Source organism: Coleofasciculus sp., from assembly GCF_046565525.1.
Taxonomy (GTDB): Bacteria; Cyanobacteriota; Cyanobacteriia; order Cyanobacteriales; family Coleofasciculaceae; genus Coleofasciculus.
In genome coordinates this window covers 1-16771 of sequence record NZ_JBKHUP010000079.1, presented here as the reverse complement: position 1 = coordinate 16771, position 16771 = coordinate 1, and the positions used below count along the sequence as shown (strand labels likewise).

Sequence of the window (16771 nt, the reverse complement as noted above, 5' to 3'; positions counted from 1 at the left end):
CCATTTTGTGCAAACCTGACATGCTCCCGTTTAGATCGGGCGCACGCCATGCGCCCCAGGATTTTGAGGAGTATGTGCAGCAACAGATAAAACGCTTAGACGAACTCGATTTACCAGATGAACGGTGGCAGTTTTTTGCAATATTGGCAGTAGCGAAAGGCGCACTAACCAAAGAGGATATTAAAGCCGTGACAAAAATGCGCGATCGCCAATTACGGCAGATGCATTTATGTTGGCAGGTAACGCGCTGGATGAGAATTACAGCAGACAATGTTTATGCTTTTGCACACCCATTATTGGGGACAACGTTTGCTGCACATTTAGGTGATGAGGCTGAGGATGCTTTGCAGGATTTGATTGACTATTGTAGCCGTTGGCAAAAATACCAAAGTCATTATGCTTTGCGGTATTATCCAGAACATTTACAGGATGAGAAACGGTGGGAGGATTTATACAAATTACTAACTCACTTTGAGTATATTGATACTAAGATTTCTGCCTTGGGAGTACAGCTCTTAATAGAAGATTATGATTTTGATTTCAATCCTGAGTACATAACCACTGATAAAAAAGTTAATTTTAACTTATATGTTATAAAATTAATTCAAGGTGCGCTTCGGCTATCGGCACATATTTTAGCTGAGGATAAGACGCAACTAATCGAACAACTCTGGGGTCACTTGTCTAGCTGTGAAGCTCCAGAAATACAGGAAATGCTAGAACATGCTAGGCAGTGCAAGTCTACCCCTTGGCTACGCCCCTTGAGTTCTAGCTTTACAACATCTAGCAATTCTTTGCAGCGTACATTAGAAGGACATACTGACTGGATTAGTGCAGTAGCAGTTACAGCAGATGGAGCCGATAGAAATCTAGTTGTTTCTGCCTCCTATGACCATACATTGAAAGTCTGGGATATAGCTAGTGGTGATGAACTAAGCACATTAACAGGTCATACCGAATCGGTTTGGGCAGTGGCGATTACAGCAGATGGAAAGATAGCTGTTTCTGCCTCTGACGACTGTACTTTGAAAGTTTGGGATTTAGCTAGCGGTGAGAACCTGAAAACTCTAAGGGGACACGATGATATAGTGAGGGCAGTTGCGGTTACAGTAACGATAGAGGGACAGTGGATAGTTTCTGGTTCCCGTGATTGCACTCTGAAAGTTTGGGATTTAGCTAATGGTCATGAGATACGCACCTTGGTAGGACATACAGATTTGGTCAGCGCGGTAGCAGTGACAGCAGATGGAAAGCTGACTATTTCTGCTTCTACTGACGGCACAATTAAGGTCTGGGATCTAGCTAGTGGTGGTGAACTAAACACCTTTAGAGGTCACAGTCGCGAAGTCTGGGCGGTAGCAATTGCACCACATAAGCAATGGATAGTTTCCGCATCTGATGATCATACATTAAAGGTCTGGGATTTAGCGAGTGGTCGTACATTGCATACTTTGGTAGGGCATAAACGTGAAGTACGCGCAGTGGCAGTGACAGCAGATGAAAAATTGGTTGTTTCTGGTTCTACTGACAGTACAATTAAAGTTTGGGATTTAGCGAGTGGCCATGAAATACGTACCTTGACTGGTCATAGTTGGTCGGTTACATCAGTGGCAATTACAGAAGATACGCGATGGCTGGTTTCTGCTTCTGCTGATAAAACATTGAAAGTGTGGGATTTACATATTGATGAAAAACTGTCTACGTTAGCCGCTCATACTGATTGGGTAAGGTCAATAGCTATTACAGCAGATGGGAAGAAAGCTGTTTCTGCTTCTAATGATTGTACTTTGAAGGTATGGGATGTAGTTTGTAGCAGTCAACTGTACATCTTAGGGTGTCATAGGGATGCAGTGCAATCAGTATCAGTTACAGCAAATGGAAAGTTCGCAATTTCTAGCTCTAGAGACTTTACTGTGAAAGTTTGGGATTTAACCAGCGGACAAATGGTTTGCTATTTTAAAGGGGATAGAATTTTTTCAGCCTGTGCTGTAGCTGAAGATGGAGTTACTATTGTTGCAGGTGATTGTTTGGGTCACGTACATTTTCTACAATTAGAGAGGGTGTAATTTATTTTACTTTTGCCCCTTCACCCGAACTCGGCTCTGTGTTCTCCAATCCCGATCCCTCCTCCGTAACATATTGATTCGCCACAGATTCAAATGCCTCTAATGACTGTATTTTCACCGCCTTAACCAGAAGAGTATCTAGCATATCAGAATCCTCTGTTTTCCAAATTAATTCCCTCAATTCCTGCGGAATATCTTCAAACCGAACCTCAAGTATACGAATAATAGCTCCTTGTTTTCCTTGCTGTAACCCCTTCCTTATTCCGATTCGTTCAACACTGGTAATATAAGGCATTTTCCTCTCCTCTTCTAACCTTTGTATCTCTATCTCTTGCCACAATCGCTACACTTCGCTCCCAGATAGAGCAATAAACCAGTCGAACAAGCGAAATAATTGGATGATATCCTCTCCTTCATATTCGCGATCGCACAAATTCTTAATCAAGAAAACCTAACTCTTTGTTTCACTTCCATTCGCCCCTTCACCCGAACTCGGCTCTGGGTTCTCCACTTCCGACTCCTCCTCCGTAACATATTGATTCGCAATCGATTCAAATACCTCTAAGGATTGGGTTGTCACCGCCTGAACCAGAAGAGTACCTAGCACCTCAAGATTCTCTACTTTCCCAATTAATTCCCTCAATTTCTGCGGAATATCTTCAAACCGAACTTCAAGTATACGAATAATATTTCCTTGTTGGACTTTCCTGATTCCGATTCGTTCAACACTGGTAATATAAGGCATTTTTCTCTCCTCTTCTAACGTTTGTATTTCTTGCCACAATCGATCCTCTTCTCTCTTCGGTAGGGCAATAAACCAATCGATTAATCGAAATAATTGAACGATATCCTCTCGCTTATACCCCCGCTCATATAAACTCTTAATCAGAGACAGCTTGCTTTCATATCCAACCCCAACATCTTTCCCTGCAACTTGGGCAGAAAGGTGCGCTTGTACTATCGCCGCCAATGGGTTTTGACTACTCGCAAGCTCATCCATACTGTAATCTAGCAGTTTCACCACCGGAAATTCCAGTATTGCCCGACAACCCCACAATTCACGCTCATACCGACTGGGGCGCCAACCCGGTTGCTCGTCGCCGAGTATCCCCAAACTCACCACACTGCGACGATACCTATCGAAAATCCGGCTGTGGTACAAGTACATCCGTTCACTAAACTCACTTTGACGCTGTGATTGCACCTCTACATGGACAAGAACCCATTGCTCCTCCCCGCTACAACGCCAGACTTTCACCAATTTATCCGCATCTCTCCTACCCGTTTCTGTCTCTCGCTTGATCTGTTGTAGCTCAGTGTCTAAAAATTCAAATCCTCGTTCCCAATCAATGTCCTCTTCTATCTGTGGATAGAAAAAACTCAAAAACTCCCGAAAATATAGCGAAATACTTTCCTTCCATGGCGAATCATATTCGCTCATTTTAGTCACTCCTCAATTCTCATCTTTGCCCTGATTTAAGTGGATTTATCGTGATACAATCTCACTGTTTTTTATTACCCGCCTCACCCCTAATAACAGCCTTTGGCATCAAAATGTGAGGAAAGGGCGACCCGATGGTCTGTAGGGGCGGGTTTTACCGATAACATGTCAGCAAAAACGAGTAACTTATGTAAACCCGCCCTATTTCTGGTGTTATTAATTGATGCAAGCGGGTCGCCCCCACAGGTTGTTAATACCCTTGACTAATGACAAATCATGGACATTCGGGATGACGCCCCCCATTACTACAGATATATTGCAATTGATTGGTATCTAAATTTTTAGCCCGGGCAAAATTCACCCCCTGCACTTGCGCCCCCGACGTTGTTGCTGGAGGTTGTGTGATAAACTGATCTGACTTAATCGGTGTCGCTGTGGCAAACATCGCCCCCAGGAAATCCGTTCCCGTAATATTCGCCCCCCGTAAATCCACCGCACTCAAATTGGCATTCTGTAGCTTGGCATTTTGCAATTGAGCCTTATTCAAATTCGCCTGAACCAATTTCGTAGAACTCAAATCAGCATCCTGTAACTTAGCATGACTGAAATTTGCTCCTGATAAATCAGCCCCTTGCCAATTCGATTGGCTCAAATCCGCAAAGCTGAAATCTCCGCCAACAGCACTCACTTGACCAAGACTCCCCCCATGTAAATTCACCAGAGACGCCTTTACCTCTCCCAAATTCGCCCCCGTCAAGCTAGCATTTTCTAATACCGCTCGCCTTAAATCCGCCCCAATCAGTTGAGCGCTGCTGAAGTTCGCAGCAATGAGATAGCTATCAGCTAAATTTGCCCGATTTAGAATTGCCCGGATCAAATTCGTGCGAGCCATCAAAACATTGTTTAAATTTGCCCCGGTTAAATCCGCTTCCTTGAATTCAGCCCCACTCAAATCCGCAATCCAATCATCAAACGTACCCCAGCGCTGATCCGCACCCGCTCCATAAAAACGGCTATTCTGGAAACTCGCCCCAGTTAATGTGGCGGAACGGAAATTAATTCCGGCTAGGTCGAGGTTATCTAAAACTAAGGTAAATTGAACAGAAAGGGTGTCCATTTGACTCAAGTCAGTGCGACTCAAATCCGCGTCGTGCAGTTCGCTGCTGTAAATGGTGAGAATTTTCGCGATCGCGCGATTGGTTGCTCGTTGTCGTAATGCAACTAACTGCTGCTCTCCCGGCGTTCCCCGACGGGCTAATGTGTCTCGATCATTTTGTAGCGCCTGATTCAACCGTTGTAGAGGCGGTAGGGCTTCAGCACCTTTACTCACCAAAGCTTGCTGTAGGGTATCAATCAGGCTCGGCGTTTTTTCCTGTCCCAATAAATCCACCAGAAATGGCACAGCACGGGGATCATCCAGCCTTGCCAGCGCCAGAATTGCCGCCTGTCGTTCTTCTAAAGCCGTGGCTGAGGTAGAACTCAACTGCTTAACCAGCGCCAGAAATACCTGGTTATTCTGCTGGTTAAATTCTCGCCAATTTGCCTGACGTTGGATATACACCTGAGTCCCGACAAAGGTACCCAAAACCGATGCCATTCCCGCAAACGAGAGAATCAGCAAGGTTGCTCCTGGATTGCGGCGCATCCACCACCACAGATTGGGAACTCGTCGGGATGGGGATTGGGAGGTGAGGACGATGGTGGTTACGGATGGATGACTGGGCTGATCATTGGTTGATGCTTCGCTATGTTGATGCCAGCCGTTGTTAAATTCTAGGGTAACCGAGTGATCCCGACTGGGTGATCGCCCGCCGTTAAAGGACCCAGAGTCCAATCCCTGAGCCGCATTCACCACGAATGTTCCTGCCATGCGATCGTGTAGGGTGCGGCGTCGTGAGTGAATCCAACCACTGCCATGTTCCACGAGCAGCATGACTCCCGCGAGTCCTAATAAGATGCCAAAGTCGGGAAATGCGCCCGTATAACGCCAAAGCAGATAGGCTGTACCCAGGGGCAATCCCCACCGTCCTACCGCCTCGCGCCAAACCGCCCGGATCAATCCCGGTGGTGTTCCCATCGGTGTCACCACCCGCAGCTTTAACCACTGTTTGGGCGTGGTTTGCCCGGTTTTCCCCAATCGATAAAGCTGCCAACTGACCACCACTACAGGCATAACAATTGCCCCACACCAGAACAAGTTGGTCAGGGGGGCAACTTGGCGATTTAACCGCGCTCGTGGATAGGCTAGAGTTTTCGCGATCGCCTCTTCTGTAGCCGCAACCACAGGGTTTATGGGAACGGGTTCAGCCGGGGAATGGTCTTTGGCATACTCGCCGATACTGTACGGAATGACCGCACTCGCCGCCACGAACGAGACTTCCAGAACCACGGCTGCCAACCGCCGGGTCATCATCGGGAACGCCCGGTTTAGTCGCAGTGAAAATGATCGACTAACCGCTTGATTATTGACTTGTTTTATGGTAGGGCTAGTCATATTCAACTCTCACGCGACGAGGATAAAGGGTGGGTAATTATTGGGGAGATTTAGGGGTAATGAAAAATTTATACACTACGTAGAGGATTATTCCCAATAGGGCAAGGCTAATCAGTGACGTAATCAGTTGGAAAACGCTCTTGAGTAGGGATAGACCCAGGCTCCCGCCGACAATCACCACAATAACTTTACCAACGCTAGGCAGGTTGTTAAACCAAGCAGTGATTTGATTGAACCGTCTTTTCATCGGATAAGTGTTATAGAAAGGCGGTTGAAAGGGATTGCCCACGGGCGTGGATTGGTCCTCGTCTCGATTTGGTTCCATCTGCCAAGAGAATTAGGTTATAGAAAAAGGTTATATTTTTTGATTCTAGAGGTTGAGGCAAGGTTTTGGGCAATTCTTCGGGGCGAGGGATGAAAGAGTTTTCTCTGTTAAGAGTTCTTTGTCTAATGACGAATGATAAAGGCGTGACACTTGACAAACAGGAACAGAGTCGGTTTCAGGCGGTCTATTAATTTAAGACGATGAGTTTGAGAATGACTCAAACCATAGTGGAGCCTAAGATAATGAAACGACTAAAACAGTGGATGATTCTGCCAACCACGTTGGCGATGCTGTTAGCGAACGCAGGGTTGCTACATAGTCAGACTGTGCAAAGATTAGCGCCAGGATTTAATGCCCTGGAACTCCAAGGCACTTCCGTTCAAGGGAACAATTGCCAAGTGGGTAATGTACAACCGCAGTATACAATCACATTGGAACAAGACTTCGGTTCTCTAAAGTTCAGCGTACAAAGCCCAGGTCAATCGGCTCTGATCATTGAGCCATTGAATCCAGCCGGTGAACCTGTGGCAAGTGCTAGACAATGTGTGCTAGCCTCTGCGCCAGGGCAAACCGTTGAAGCACCTGGATATTGGGAAGAAGGCACTTACCGTATCTATATCGTTGATAGCGCTGGAGGGCAAAGTTATACCCTCTTAATTAGGCAGTAGTATTGACATCCTCACCGCCCTACAAGGACGATGATTCCTACCAGTCGAACAGTGATAACTGTTCGTACTCTCGGTGGGTTGACGGCTCACCACACACTGCCTCAACTGAGGTCTTACAAGCGATCCCCGTCCGTTTAGAGTCGTGGATCTGCCCGACCCCGACTTTTTCTATATTTGTCGATGCGTTATCATCCCGGTCGTGTTCTACGCCGCAGTTGAGGCAAACAACCGTCCTTACAGATAGGTCGAGTTTGCCCCAGCGATAACCGCATTCAGAGCAGCATTGACTGGTTGGCTCCCATCGACTGATAACAGCGAAGTCGCGGTTATACTTATCTGCTTTGGCGCTACACATCGACCGGAACTCATACCATCCAGCTTGGCTAATTGCCCGTGATAGCTTACGGTTTTTGAGCATACCGCCAACGTTCAAATCCTCCAAAGCAATCACTTGGTTTTCGTTGACCACTTGGGTGGATAGCTTGTGCAGAAAGTCTTTGCGCTTATCCCGGATTTTGGCATTGAGCTTGGCGACTTTGAGTCGCATCCGATCACGCCGCTTCGATCCTTTTGTACGCTTGGCTAACCGCCTCTGAGCGCGTTTAAGTTTACGGTAGAGGCGAGAGGAATCTGGACTATTGATTATGAAGCCGTTGGAGCAAGCGGCAAAAGTTTTCAGCCCTAAATCAATCCCGATAGATGGGTTTTTAGCCCGTCTAATCTCCGGCTCTACCTCAACCACAAAACTGAGAAAATAGCGGTTAGCACAATCTTTGATAACTGTTACTGAACTAGGCTTTGACGGTAAGGGTCTTGACCATTTCGTTTTGATGTCGCCAATCTTAGCTAAGTAAACCTTGGATTTTTTAACCTTAAATCCACCTTTGGTGAATCTTGCTGTCTGTTTAGAACAGCGAGACTTAAACTTGGGTGGATTAACTTTTTTGCCCTTCCTATTTCCCTTACAGGATTGGAAGAAATTGTTGAAGGCGACACCTAAATCAGCTATAGACTGCTGTAGTGGGATGTTTGAGACTTCACTCAACCATTCTCGCTCAACGGTTTTCTTAGCCTGAGTGATGCAAATATGCATGCAGTTCGCTATTTTTGGGAAACTTCTGAGACTGCCGACACAGCGCCAGTGCATCATTCCACACCACACGGACACAACCAAACAAGCGGGCTAACGACTTCTGTTGCCCTGGCGTGGGATAGATTCGGTAGTTGTGTCTCGCTTTCATGGTGTTATTTATTATATGTTGGTCTGCCAAATTAGACAACTATTTCATGTTTTAATTGAGTATCCCCCTAAGTTATCGATATCCCAAATTATTAATGCGCTTGCATGGGGTGTCTAGTCGCCGTTATGGACAAGCTGGATACACAAACGAGAGCAAAAACAAGCTTTGGAGTCCTAGCTACTTTGCGGTTTCTGTTGGTGGATGCCCTCTTGAAGTGCTGAAAAAGTACATCAGAAATCCAAGCCGTCCTTGAAGGACGGGAAGCCTGAACCCAAATTTCCGGTCATTGCTTGAGAAAGGAACTTGCCAGAACAGAACTGGCGTTGGTTTCAGGAGTCGATGGGAGTTTTTTCCTAGGGAGTGAGATACCCATTTAAACTCGCTTAATCCTCAAGCTGCTTCACTGAAACCTCTACGGCGTCTACATCAATCGTACCTGGCGGCGTCAAGCGGTTAAATTGACCCTGTTCGACTTTCAACAATTCGCCACAGTTGGGACAGCGACATTCGGTACGATTAAATCCAGTAAACTCGTAGGCGCAAACGGGACATTTATCCTCAACTAGGTTACGCTGTAACCACCAGCGAAAGCCAACCCAGCCAATGACTGGCGCTAGGATGGCTAACCCAATCAGAATTAAGAATCCGTTGACCAGCCAGCCCAAGCCAACTGTTCCCAGTAATAAAAATGTGGCTAATAGGGTGAGCCAACAGCCCACGCCTGATAGGTTAAACTGAGCAAGTTTAGGATCGTACTGGTTCACGGTACTTGGAAAGAAACTGACTATCTCCATCCTAGTTCACATCAGGTTTAACCTGAGAGGTTCATACCAACAAGGTTTTAACTGCTGATCACTTCTGGTGATACAGATTGCCCTAACCGGGGTTCAGTACCGGCGAGTAGACGCTGAATATTGGCTTGATGTCGTAATATAACATATAGCCCCGCCATAACCCCAAATATCTGGTAAGGCAACGGTTGGGCTAAGACAATCATCAAAACAGCAACCGCGATCGCAGCCGCAATAGAACCCAGAGAGACAAACCGCGAGAAACTGACGACCCCAATAAAGATTACCAATACACTCAACGCGACAAACCAAGACATAGCCAATAAGACGCCCAACCCTGTGGCGGCTGATTTTCCTCCCGTAAAGTTAATCCATATTGATTTGCTGTGACCAAACATCGCCACCAACGCGACGACAGCCACCAACCAAGGTTTCCAGGTATCTGGGATCACCGATGTTCCCGTTAGGTAAAAGAAGCCATGCACCAAAGCAACAGCACCAACTCCTTTAGCCGCGTCAATCAGTAAAACAACTAAAGCCGGACCTTTTCCCAGGTTTCTCAAAACATTGGTAGCCCCCGTCGATCCCGATCCAACCTCCCGGATATCAATTCCTTTAATCAGACGTCCAGCCAAATATCCAGTCGGAATTGAACCCAGTAAGTAAGCGGTGATCAGCAGTAGCCCAATCCAACTCAACTCAAGCATCATTTGTTCAAACCCTCCACAATTAACACTATAAATTTTCTGGGAATAGCGGGACTAAAATAAAAATCAACGCCAAATCAAGCCAATTGTCTTCGTAATCCTTCTGTTAAATTCTGCCACAGGATCAAGCTATAGGCACAAAAAACTAATATAAAAGCACAGATTAAGGGAAAAAATAGACATCTACTGAAATCCGACTTTTCCCTAGACAGGAGCAAAGTTTCAGATTCTTTTTCAGCAAATGTCTATTGTTTATATCAGCTTACCGCCCTGGTAGATAGCTGTCTGTACTCAGATTTAATTGCCACCAACGTAATCCTTGCTCAGTCGCCAATAGTGATGGAATGTTGGTTTTCCCCAGGTGCGGTTGGCAACCACACCGATGCTGTTTTGACAATTATTGCCAATCAGACCTAAGGCATATTCGGGGTATGCCTTGGGTTGGATGGCGTAAGTGTCGGGATCTCCACTGACTGGAACCAATACCCAGGTCTGCAATTCAGTTTGGCTGCGCCGTTGCAACCTTGGATACCCGTCATTCCCAGGTTTGGCTGGTCCTTGGAGATACAACTGCTCCTTGAAGGTGACATCTTTCTCCCAGCATTGGATGTAGTGCGATCGCAACGACAAATGGTGCGGTGGCTCCGCTGGCTACCAGACTGACGTTCCCAATCGCGGTGATCTGTGCTGCCAATTCTGTGGTAATTGTCTCCACAATCGTGTCGGCACTGACACCTTGGACTAGCTTGCAACCCGTTGCCTTGGCGATTCGGCTCCCTTGTCCAGGGGTGCCACCAGGCTCTCCGCATCTAGACCTAAACGCGCTGGAGGATCTTACGGGATCGTCGTCGAGTCCTGCAGGGGCACGATAGTTGGTGTCCATGGAAAGCGCCAGCACTTTGATCTTCTCTGCCACTAGCTTGGCGGTGACCGATGCCTCGGTAATGTCGTAGGAGAGGTTGGAAATTTCTTTGCAGACTGGGTCGTGACCGGCGGCGTCGCCAAACCAAACAATAATCCGCTTGGCATCTGTACGCCAACCGATCTTACCGCCGGGTGGTTCGGCAACTTGATCGAGTCCATAGAACTGAGCTTCTGGCGTGTCCTGACCGGGGGAGGTTGTCCAGGCATCGATCGCGGCTTTGACGACGGCGATATCGGCGATCAGGCTACATTGGTGGGCGAATCCGTAAGGATGTTCGTCGGCAACCGGAGCCGGAAAGTCCTTGTAGTCGCCAACCCCGAACCAGACATCTGCCCCTAAGTCCTGGATTCTGGTCATAGCATCGAGGATGCCGCTCTTGACCGCCGCGATCGCATTATTCATGCTACCCGTTGTGTCGGCGAGAAAATAGGCATCCACTTTCGGGACTACCCCAGATTTCGGGATAGTTACCTTCACCACTTCGGCGAAGGTCTGATCCATGGATAGGGTCAGATCATTCGTCGCTGGTGAAACTTGAATTGGAATACTCATTAAGTTGAATATCTCCTTTGCATTTAAGCAAAAATTTTTGCCTTCAACAGGCACAATTTACAACGGTCTGATATAGTATTTATCTTCTTTCTTTTACATTGACTATGACAGTTGTTCGCGCTTGACTTCTCCTTGGTATAAATAACCAAGGATTCTCAAAGGATACTCCGAAGCCGGTTAAAACACCGTTCCTGGAGTCGCCTGTGACAGTTGCGTAAGTTCTGTCAACTTTCGATTGTCATAATTCCAGCAATACTTGTCAATATGAAAAAGTCAAGAATCATTAAGCATCCTATAGCAATTCTAAATAGGTTGTGGCAATTTTCCCCAAGGAGATCTTTGCTATGCCTGGGTTTCAAGATGCTCACCTTTCACAACTCATTTAGAGTCGCTATATATTATTAATAATTATTCATTTGCTGAGGATCGGGAGCAAAGGCTAACCAGAGAGGAAATTGCAGAATTGAAAGACGAATCTGGTCTTCTGTTTCATCAACAATGATTAAAGGAAGTTGCTTCTGGGTCATCAACCGATCAGCTTTTTGCACCAGGGCTGATGCTTCCTCAAATAAAACCACCCCCCGTTCCGGACCAAAATCACTGCGGGAAATGCCTAGACAATCCTGCAATCCTCTGCGCCATTCTCCCAGCCGTTCAGGGCTATTGGCAAGAACCAAGGTTCGTAGTCGATCACCGTAAAGCGTCCGCAGCACAGACATCACGGCGGAGGCGACCAAAATATTCTGCAAGCGGCTACCGATGGTGCGAATCGCCCCACGCCCCCCTTGAGTAAAAAACCAATTGGACACTCGCTCCCCATGAATTGGCTCAAACGTGCGCCGCAATTGCCAAGGCGGACCATAATAATCTGGCATCTTGCGGTATTGGTCAATAATGTCCCGAATTTGCCGGATCTGATCTTGAAACGCCTGTTCAGCAAATTTGGGTGTAGGCGAAGAAGCTGGCGGCTGTGGTTCATCCATCCTAGGTTGGAACGATTCTGCCGTCGGTTCTGCTAATTCCAACTGTTCAGCCGCCACAACCAAGTCTTGTAAACTGCCAACTAAATAGTCTTTAAAACCCTGCACCCGAATGGCTAATTCTTGAGACACCCCAGCAAATGTGGTTCGCATTTCCGTGCGAATGCGTTCTCGGCGGCGTTCCAGTTGCTCCACAGAAATCAAAAGGGCTTGCTTGCGCTGCTCTAATTCGCTTAACCCTTCTTGGAGCATTTGTTGGATGGTGGCTTGGGTTTTGGTCAACTGATCCGATAAAATCTGATTCTGGCTGGCTTGTAGCTGGGCAATTTTTTGCCTCAACTGCTGTTCTTGCCACTCAAGGTCAGCTATCCTTTGAGTGAAATTCGCCACTGTTTCCTGTTGATCACTTGATGGCGTCATCTGATTATCATCATCTGGCGCAGGTAAGTCTAAAGCCTTTGAATTGTCAGCTTGTGGTTGTGTCACGTCAGATTGGTCAGATAGTTCGATTAAGGGCTCAGGTTTTTCTGTTTCGGGTTTTTGCTCTGGAGATTTTTCATCAAATACCTCAAGGATTGGTTGTTGTTCTGGATTGGATTCCTGGCTTTGTGGTTCGTCTGAATTCATCGAATAATTAATTAGTATCTGAATAATGATTTACACTCCCAACCCCTAAACGGTGGGATTATTCGCAAGGGTGAGTTACCTGGCAAGAGAGCCTTCGATCAAAGGTGTTCTCAAGCCTAAGCATTAATTTAGCAAGGCATATCACAAATCAATCTCGAATCTGGGGACAGCGCTCCTCTAAGCACAGTTTAAGCTGCTTGGAATCAAATAAAATGGGCAAGAAGTGGATGCTATTAACTTCCTTAAAATAGAAAAGGATTGGAAATGATGACCAGAAGATCCGCCAATTTGACCAGTCTTTATAAGGAAAACGGCGAATGAGAGTCTGGGAACGATAGATATCCAATGCGGTTTCGGTAAATTGCAGACGGATGGTTACCGCTTGAATCGTTAAAAATAACCCAAAAAGAGCAATGAGTAAACCAACCCAAATTTGGAGCAGCACAATAGGTATACTGCCCACAACCAATACCAAAGGAATCGCGTAGCTAGGGGCAAGTTCGATGGTTTGGGTTGATGAAGATGAAGAAGTAGCAGAGGTCACTTGACTAAATTTCCGTTGTTTATCGACACAATCGATCTATTTTAATATACCCCTGATTACAGAACCGCACTGCCTGTGCCTTGGAACATCAGCCACGATAAAAAAAAGTTAGTGATGAAAATGGCGAGTAAAGCTGTGACGACTGCCGTTGTCGTGGATTGACCGACTCCTTTGGCACCACCAGTAGTGGTCAATCCCCAGCTACAGCCAATGACGGCTATCAGCATCCCAAATACAGCGGCTTTAATCATCGCCGTAAACAAATCCCAGATTCCCAGGAAATTCCGGGCGGAATCCAGAAACACAGATTGGGGAATATTGTAGAAATTAATGGCAATCAATACGCCTCCCGTCATGCCGAGAATAATCGAGAGAATTGTCAATAGCGGCAGCATTAGACAGCAAGCAATGACACGAGGAATGACCAAATAATCAATGGGATCAGTTTTGAGCATATAAAGCGCGTCAATTTGTTCAGTCACACGCATTGTGCCAATTTCAGCCGCAAACGCTGAACCGACTCGTCCGGCAATCACTACAGCCGTTAAAACAGGCGCAAGTTCCCGGCTCAATGCCAGTGCCAAAACCCCTCCAATGGCTGTAGTTGCCCCAAAGTTAATAAATTCTCGCGTTACCTGAATGGTAAACACGGCACCAATAAAACTAGCCGTGATCATGGCAATAGTTAGTGAATCCGGACCCACGACTGCCATTTGATCGAGGGTATTGCGTCGGTGGATTTTACCACCCAAAAGATGAACGATGACTTGACCGCCTAATAAAATGGCAGCTAGCAAGCGCAGAGTCCACAATCCTAAGCTAGAACTGGAGGGGGTTTCATTCATCGGTCATTGGTTATTTGTCCTTTGTCATTTGTCATTTGTCCTTTGTCAGGGAGTCTTACCCTTCTACCCTTCGACCCTTCTACTGTCTAAGGACTATCGGCTCTCACTTGATTCCACACGGAAACGTTCTACAGAATTGAGTAGATCTCGTGCCACACCGACCAAGTTTTGCAAGGCACTGGACACCCGTTGGGCTTCTTGAGATGTTTCTTGGGCAGTTAGCTCAACCGATTGCATGACTTGGGCAACAGCACGGGATGTTTCGGTTTGCTCAACTGTATCCGCTTTAATTGCCCGCACCAGAGTATCAATGCGATTGGACACTTGAATAATATCTTCCAGTGCCTGTTTCGCTTGCTCTGCCCGTCTAGTCCCATCAATAACCTGTTGGGTGCCTTCTTCCATCGCCGTCATCACCGACCCAGTTTCACTTTGAATCTGCATGACGATTTGCTCAATTTCTTTGAGTGCCTTGGCTGAGCGATCTGCCAGTTGCCGCACTTCATCAGCAACGACGGCAAATCCTCGACCCGCCTCTCCAGCTCGAGCTGCCTCGATACTGGCATTGAGCGCTAACAGGTTGGTTCGGGAGGCAATTGTCGAAATTACGGCGACAATCTTAGAAATTTCCTGGGAAGATTCAGCCAGACGCTTGACTTTTCGCGTTGTTTCTGCGACGGTTTCCCGGATTTGTAAAATACCTGCCACCGTATGTTCTACAGCGTGACCGCCTCTGTGAGCAACATCCGCAGCGGTGTGGGCGACTTCCTCAGCTTCCCGGGCGGCTTCAGCGACTCGCTGGATTGAGTCGGTCATCACCTGAACGGAGTTGAGGGTAACCGCCAGTTCCTCGGCTTGGCGCAAGGCGTCATTGGATAAACTGCCGGCAAACGCCGCACTTTCAGTAGAACCCTTGGTTACTTTACGTGCGGCATCTTTTACCTGTTGGACGATTTCCCGTAGATTTTGAATGGTTAGGTTAAAGGAGTCAGCCACTGCTCCCAAAACGTCGGCTGTTACTTCAGCTTGTACCGTCAGGTCACCGCGTGCGGCTCCTTCAACATCATCAAGCAATCGAATCACCTGGCGTTGCAGGTCTTCTTTGGCTTGTTCTTGTTCTTCAGCTTTTCGGGTGGCTTCGCTGGTGGTGGTTAGGATCACTCGCGCCATCTGATTGAAACCCGAAGCTAGCTGACCTAGTTCTCCCTCGGAGTAGATGGGGACACTGACATTAAGATTCCCCTGAGCAACGGAGTCAAACTGGGTTTGTAAATCTGCTGTGACCTGTTGAATCTGGCGAGTGGTGATCCGACCCAGATATAGGGTAATGCCAAAACTGGCAGCAAATGCCGCACCACTGGCTAAAGCATGGGCGAATTTGAGATTTGCGATCGCTCCTTGAGCTTGCCCTTCGGATATTGCACTTCGGGCAGTAATACTTTGTGCCGAAAAACTCACTAAGGCAACCACAAAAGCGGAGGCAATCCCTGCGGCAAAAGATGTAATCCACTGTTTATGGTTGAGGGAAGCATTTTCAAAGGGAGCCAGCCATCCTTGATCAACATTAACGATAGGTTCATGTCCCCCCTCTTTGGTCTGATTAAAAACTGGGAGTTGTTCAGTTGAGTTACCAAGACTGAATATTTCTTCATCACTATCGATTGAGCGATACCCCTGAGCAGATTTCTGATGAGCGGCTAAACCATCTCGGACGGCATCGCCATTTTCCCTAACTCCCGCACCTTCACCTGCTGATGGTACTACCCCACTGTTACTTAAGACATCAAAATCTGATTCCCTCGCACCGGGGTCAGATAATTCATCCTGATCGTCTATAGCAAAATCGGGAAGAGAGCCTAAATCATCTTCAAATACATCAAAAACGTCTAAAAACCCCTCTTGAGTATTTTGATTTTCTTCAAGTTCTGAAAAGCTTTCGGCATCAGCGTCAGCTATCTCATCCATGGTGAAAGCATCGTCAAAGCTCTCAAAGTCAAACTGATCGGGAGCGTTAAATCCATTTTGATCAAAGTCTGGCTCGTCCTGAGTGTACTCACTTGCGTCAAATGCCTCAATCGCTTCATCCGTCTGTGCTCCTGAATAGTCAAACTCATCTGTATCCGTTGGCAAAGCCTCCCCCAACTCCCCTGAATCCATCAGTAGGGTTTCGTCTTCATAAACGGGGTAATCTGTCTGATATGACTCGTCGATAGATTCCTCATGCCAACCCTCCATTTCCCGATCCACTTCCGATAAGTCTTGGTCGAACTGGGATTCGGACTCATAAGATGGTGAGAGATCCTCCTCAGAACCTTCAAATTCAGGGATGCTACCGGGGGGCATGACAAACGTTGCCGCCGTATCATCCTCAGACGCCCCTGGTGAAAATTCCTCAAAGTTATCCTGATAATCTGCCTCGGTAAATGGGCTGTCATCTAGAGCAAAATCACTCGATTCTTCTTGATAATCTGCCTCAGTAAATGGTCTTTCATCTAGAGCAAAATCACTCGATTCTTCTTGATAATCTGCCTCAGTAAATGGGCTGTCATCTAGAGCAAAATCACT

Annotated in this window: 14 protein-coding genes and 2 pseudogenes; 3 read left to right on the top strand and 13 right to left on the bottom strand. The window is 46.8% G+C overall.

The features are described 5' to 3' along the window. The first annotated feature begins 74 nt into the window (after positions 1–74). Entirely contained in the window at positions 75–2066 is a 1992-nt protein-coding gene (locus tag ACLGGO_RS24815; RefSeq protein WP_446421286.1) for a WD40 repeat domain-containing protein, read from the top strand. Between the two features lies 1 nt (position 2067). On the opposite strand, the gene ACLGGO_RS24810 is transcribed toward ACLGGO_RS24815, so the two are convergent. The 4 genes from ACLGGO_RS24810 to ACLGGO_RS24795 all read right to left on the bottom strand — a co-directional run bounded on the left by ACLGGO_RS24810 (position 2068) and on the right by ACLGGO_RS24795 (position 6290). Next, positions 2068–2361, bottom strand: a complete 294-nt coding sequence (locus tag ACLGGO_RS24810; RefSeq protein ID WP_446421285.1) for a hypothetical protein — start codon at positions 2359–2361, stop codon at positions 2068–2070. A gap of 156 nt (positions 2362–2517) precedes the next feature. After that, the gene (locus tag ACLGGO_RS24805) at positions 2518–3507 is read right to left on the bottom strand and encodes a transposase (protein ID WP_446421284.1); all 990 of its coding nucleotides are present in this window, start codon (positions 3505–3507) and stop codon (positions 2518–2520) included. A 274-nt stretch (positions 3508–3781) separates the two neighbouring features. After that, on the bottom strand, positions 3782–6001 hold the full coding sequence (locus tag ACLGGO_RS24800) for a pentapeptide repeat-containing protein (RefSeq protein ID WP_446421283.1): 2220 nt from the start codon (positions 5999–6001) through the stop codon (positions 3782–3784). 37 nt (positions 6002–6038) lie between these two features. Next, positions 6039–6290, bottom strand: coding sequence for a hypothetical protein (locus ACLGGO_RS24795; protein WP_446366227.1), 252 nt, complete (start codon positions 6288–6290; stop codon positions 6039–6041). 278 nt (positions 6291–6568) lie between these two features. Between ACLGGO_RS24795 and ACLGGO_RS24790 the strand changes: the two genes are divergently transcribed. Further along, complete coding sequence (locus tag ACLGGO_RS24790; protein WP_446421282.1) at positions 6569–6994, top strand: hypothetical protein; 426 nt, start codon at positions 6569–6571, stop codon at positions 6992–6994. A gap of 37 nt (positions 6995–7031) precedes the next feature. On the opposite strand, the pseudogene ACLGGO_RS24785 reads toward ACLGGO_RS24790, so the two are convergent. Beyond that, positions 7032–8235: pseudogene (locus ACLGGO_RS24785) on the bottom strand (RNA-guided endonuclease InsQ/TnpB family protein). A gap of 45 nt (positions 8236–8280) precedes the next feature. Here ACLGGO_RS24785 and tnpA point away from each other — a divergent pair. Continuing rightward, a pseudogene (tnpA, locus tag ACLGGO_RS24780) lies at positions 8281–8488 on the top strand (IS200/IS605 family transposase); the annotation flags it as partial. A gap of 130 nt (positions 8489–8618) precedes the next feature. On the opposite strand, the gene ACLGGO_RS24775 reads toward tnpA, so the two are convergent. The 8 genes from ACLGGO_RS24775 to ACLGGO_RS24740 all read right to left on the bottom strand — a co-directional run. Then, on the bottom strand, positions 8619–8999 hold the full coding sequence (locus ACLGGO_RS24775; RefSeq protein ID WP_446338696.1) for a hypothetical protein: 381 nt from the start codon (positions 8997–8999) through the stop codon (positions 8619–8621). 77 nt (positions 9000–9076) lie between these two features. Next, positions 9077–9736, bottom strand: a complete 660-nt coding sequence (gene plsY, locus ACLGGO_RS24770; protein ID WP_446421281.1) for a glycerol-3-phosphate 1-O-acyltransferase PlsY — start codon at positions 9734–9736, stop codon at positions 9077–9079. Between the two features lie 294 nt (positions 9737–10030). Next, on the bottom strand, positions 10031–10255 hold the full coding sequence (locus ACLGGO_RS24765; RefSeq protein WP_446421280.1) for a hypothetical protein: 225 nt from the start codon (positions 10253–10255) through the stop codon (positions 10031–10033). Between the two features lie 13 nt (positions 10256–10268). Continuing rightward, positions 10269–11264, bottom strand: a complete 996-nt coding sequence (locus ACLGGO_RS24760; RefSeq protein ID WP_446421279.1) for a hypothetical protein — start codon at positions 11262–11264, stop codon at positions 10269–10271. 347 nt (positions 11265–11611) lie between these two features. Continuing rightward, a complete protein-coding gene (locus tag ACLGGO_RS24755) occupies positions 11612–12817 on the bottom strand; it encodes a DUF3086 domain-containing protein (protein ID WP_446338694.1) in 1206 nt (401 codons plus the stop codon). A gap of 148 nt (positions 12818–12965) precedes the next feature. Then, positions 12966–13361: a DUF3119 family protein gene (locus tag ACLGGO_RS24750; RefSeq protein WP_446338692.1), complete on the bottom strand. Its 396-nt coding sequence runs from the start codon at positions 13359–13361 to the stop codon at positions 12966–12968. A 56-nt stretch (positions 13362–13417) separates the two neighbouring features. Continuing rightward, positions 13418–14206, bottom strand: a complete 789-nt coding sequence (locus ACLGGO_RS24745; protein WP_446338691.1) for an MlaE family lipid ABC transporter permease subunit — start codon at positions 14204–14206, stop codon at positions 13418–13420. A 93-nt stretch (positions 14207–14299) separates the two neighbouring features. Further along, positions 14300–16771 (bottom strand): methyl-accepting chemotaxis protein (locus ACLGGO_RS24740; RefSeq protein ID WP_446421278.1); only part of this gene is annotated, 2472 nt, incomplete at its 5' end.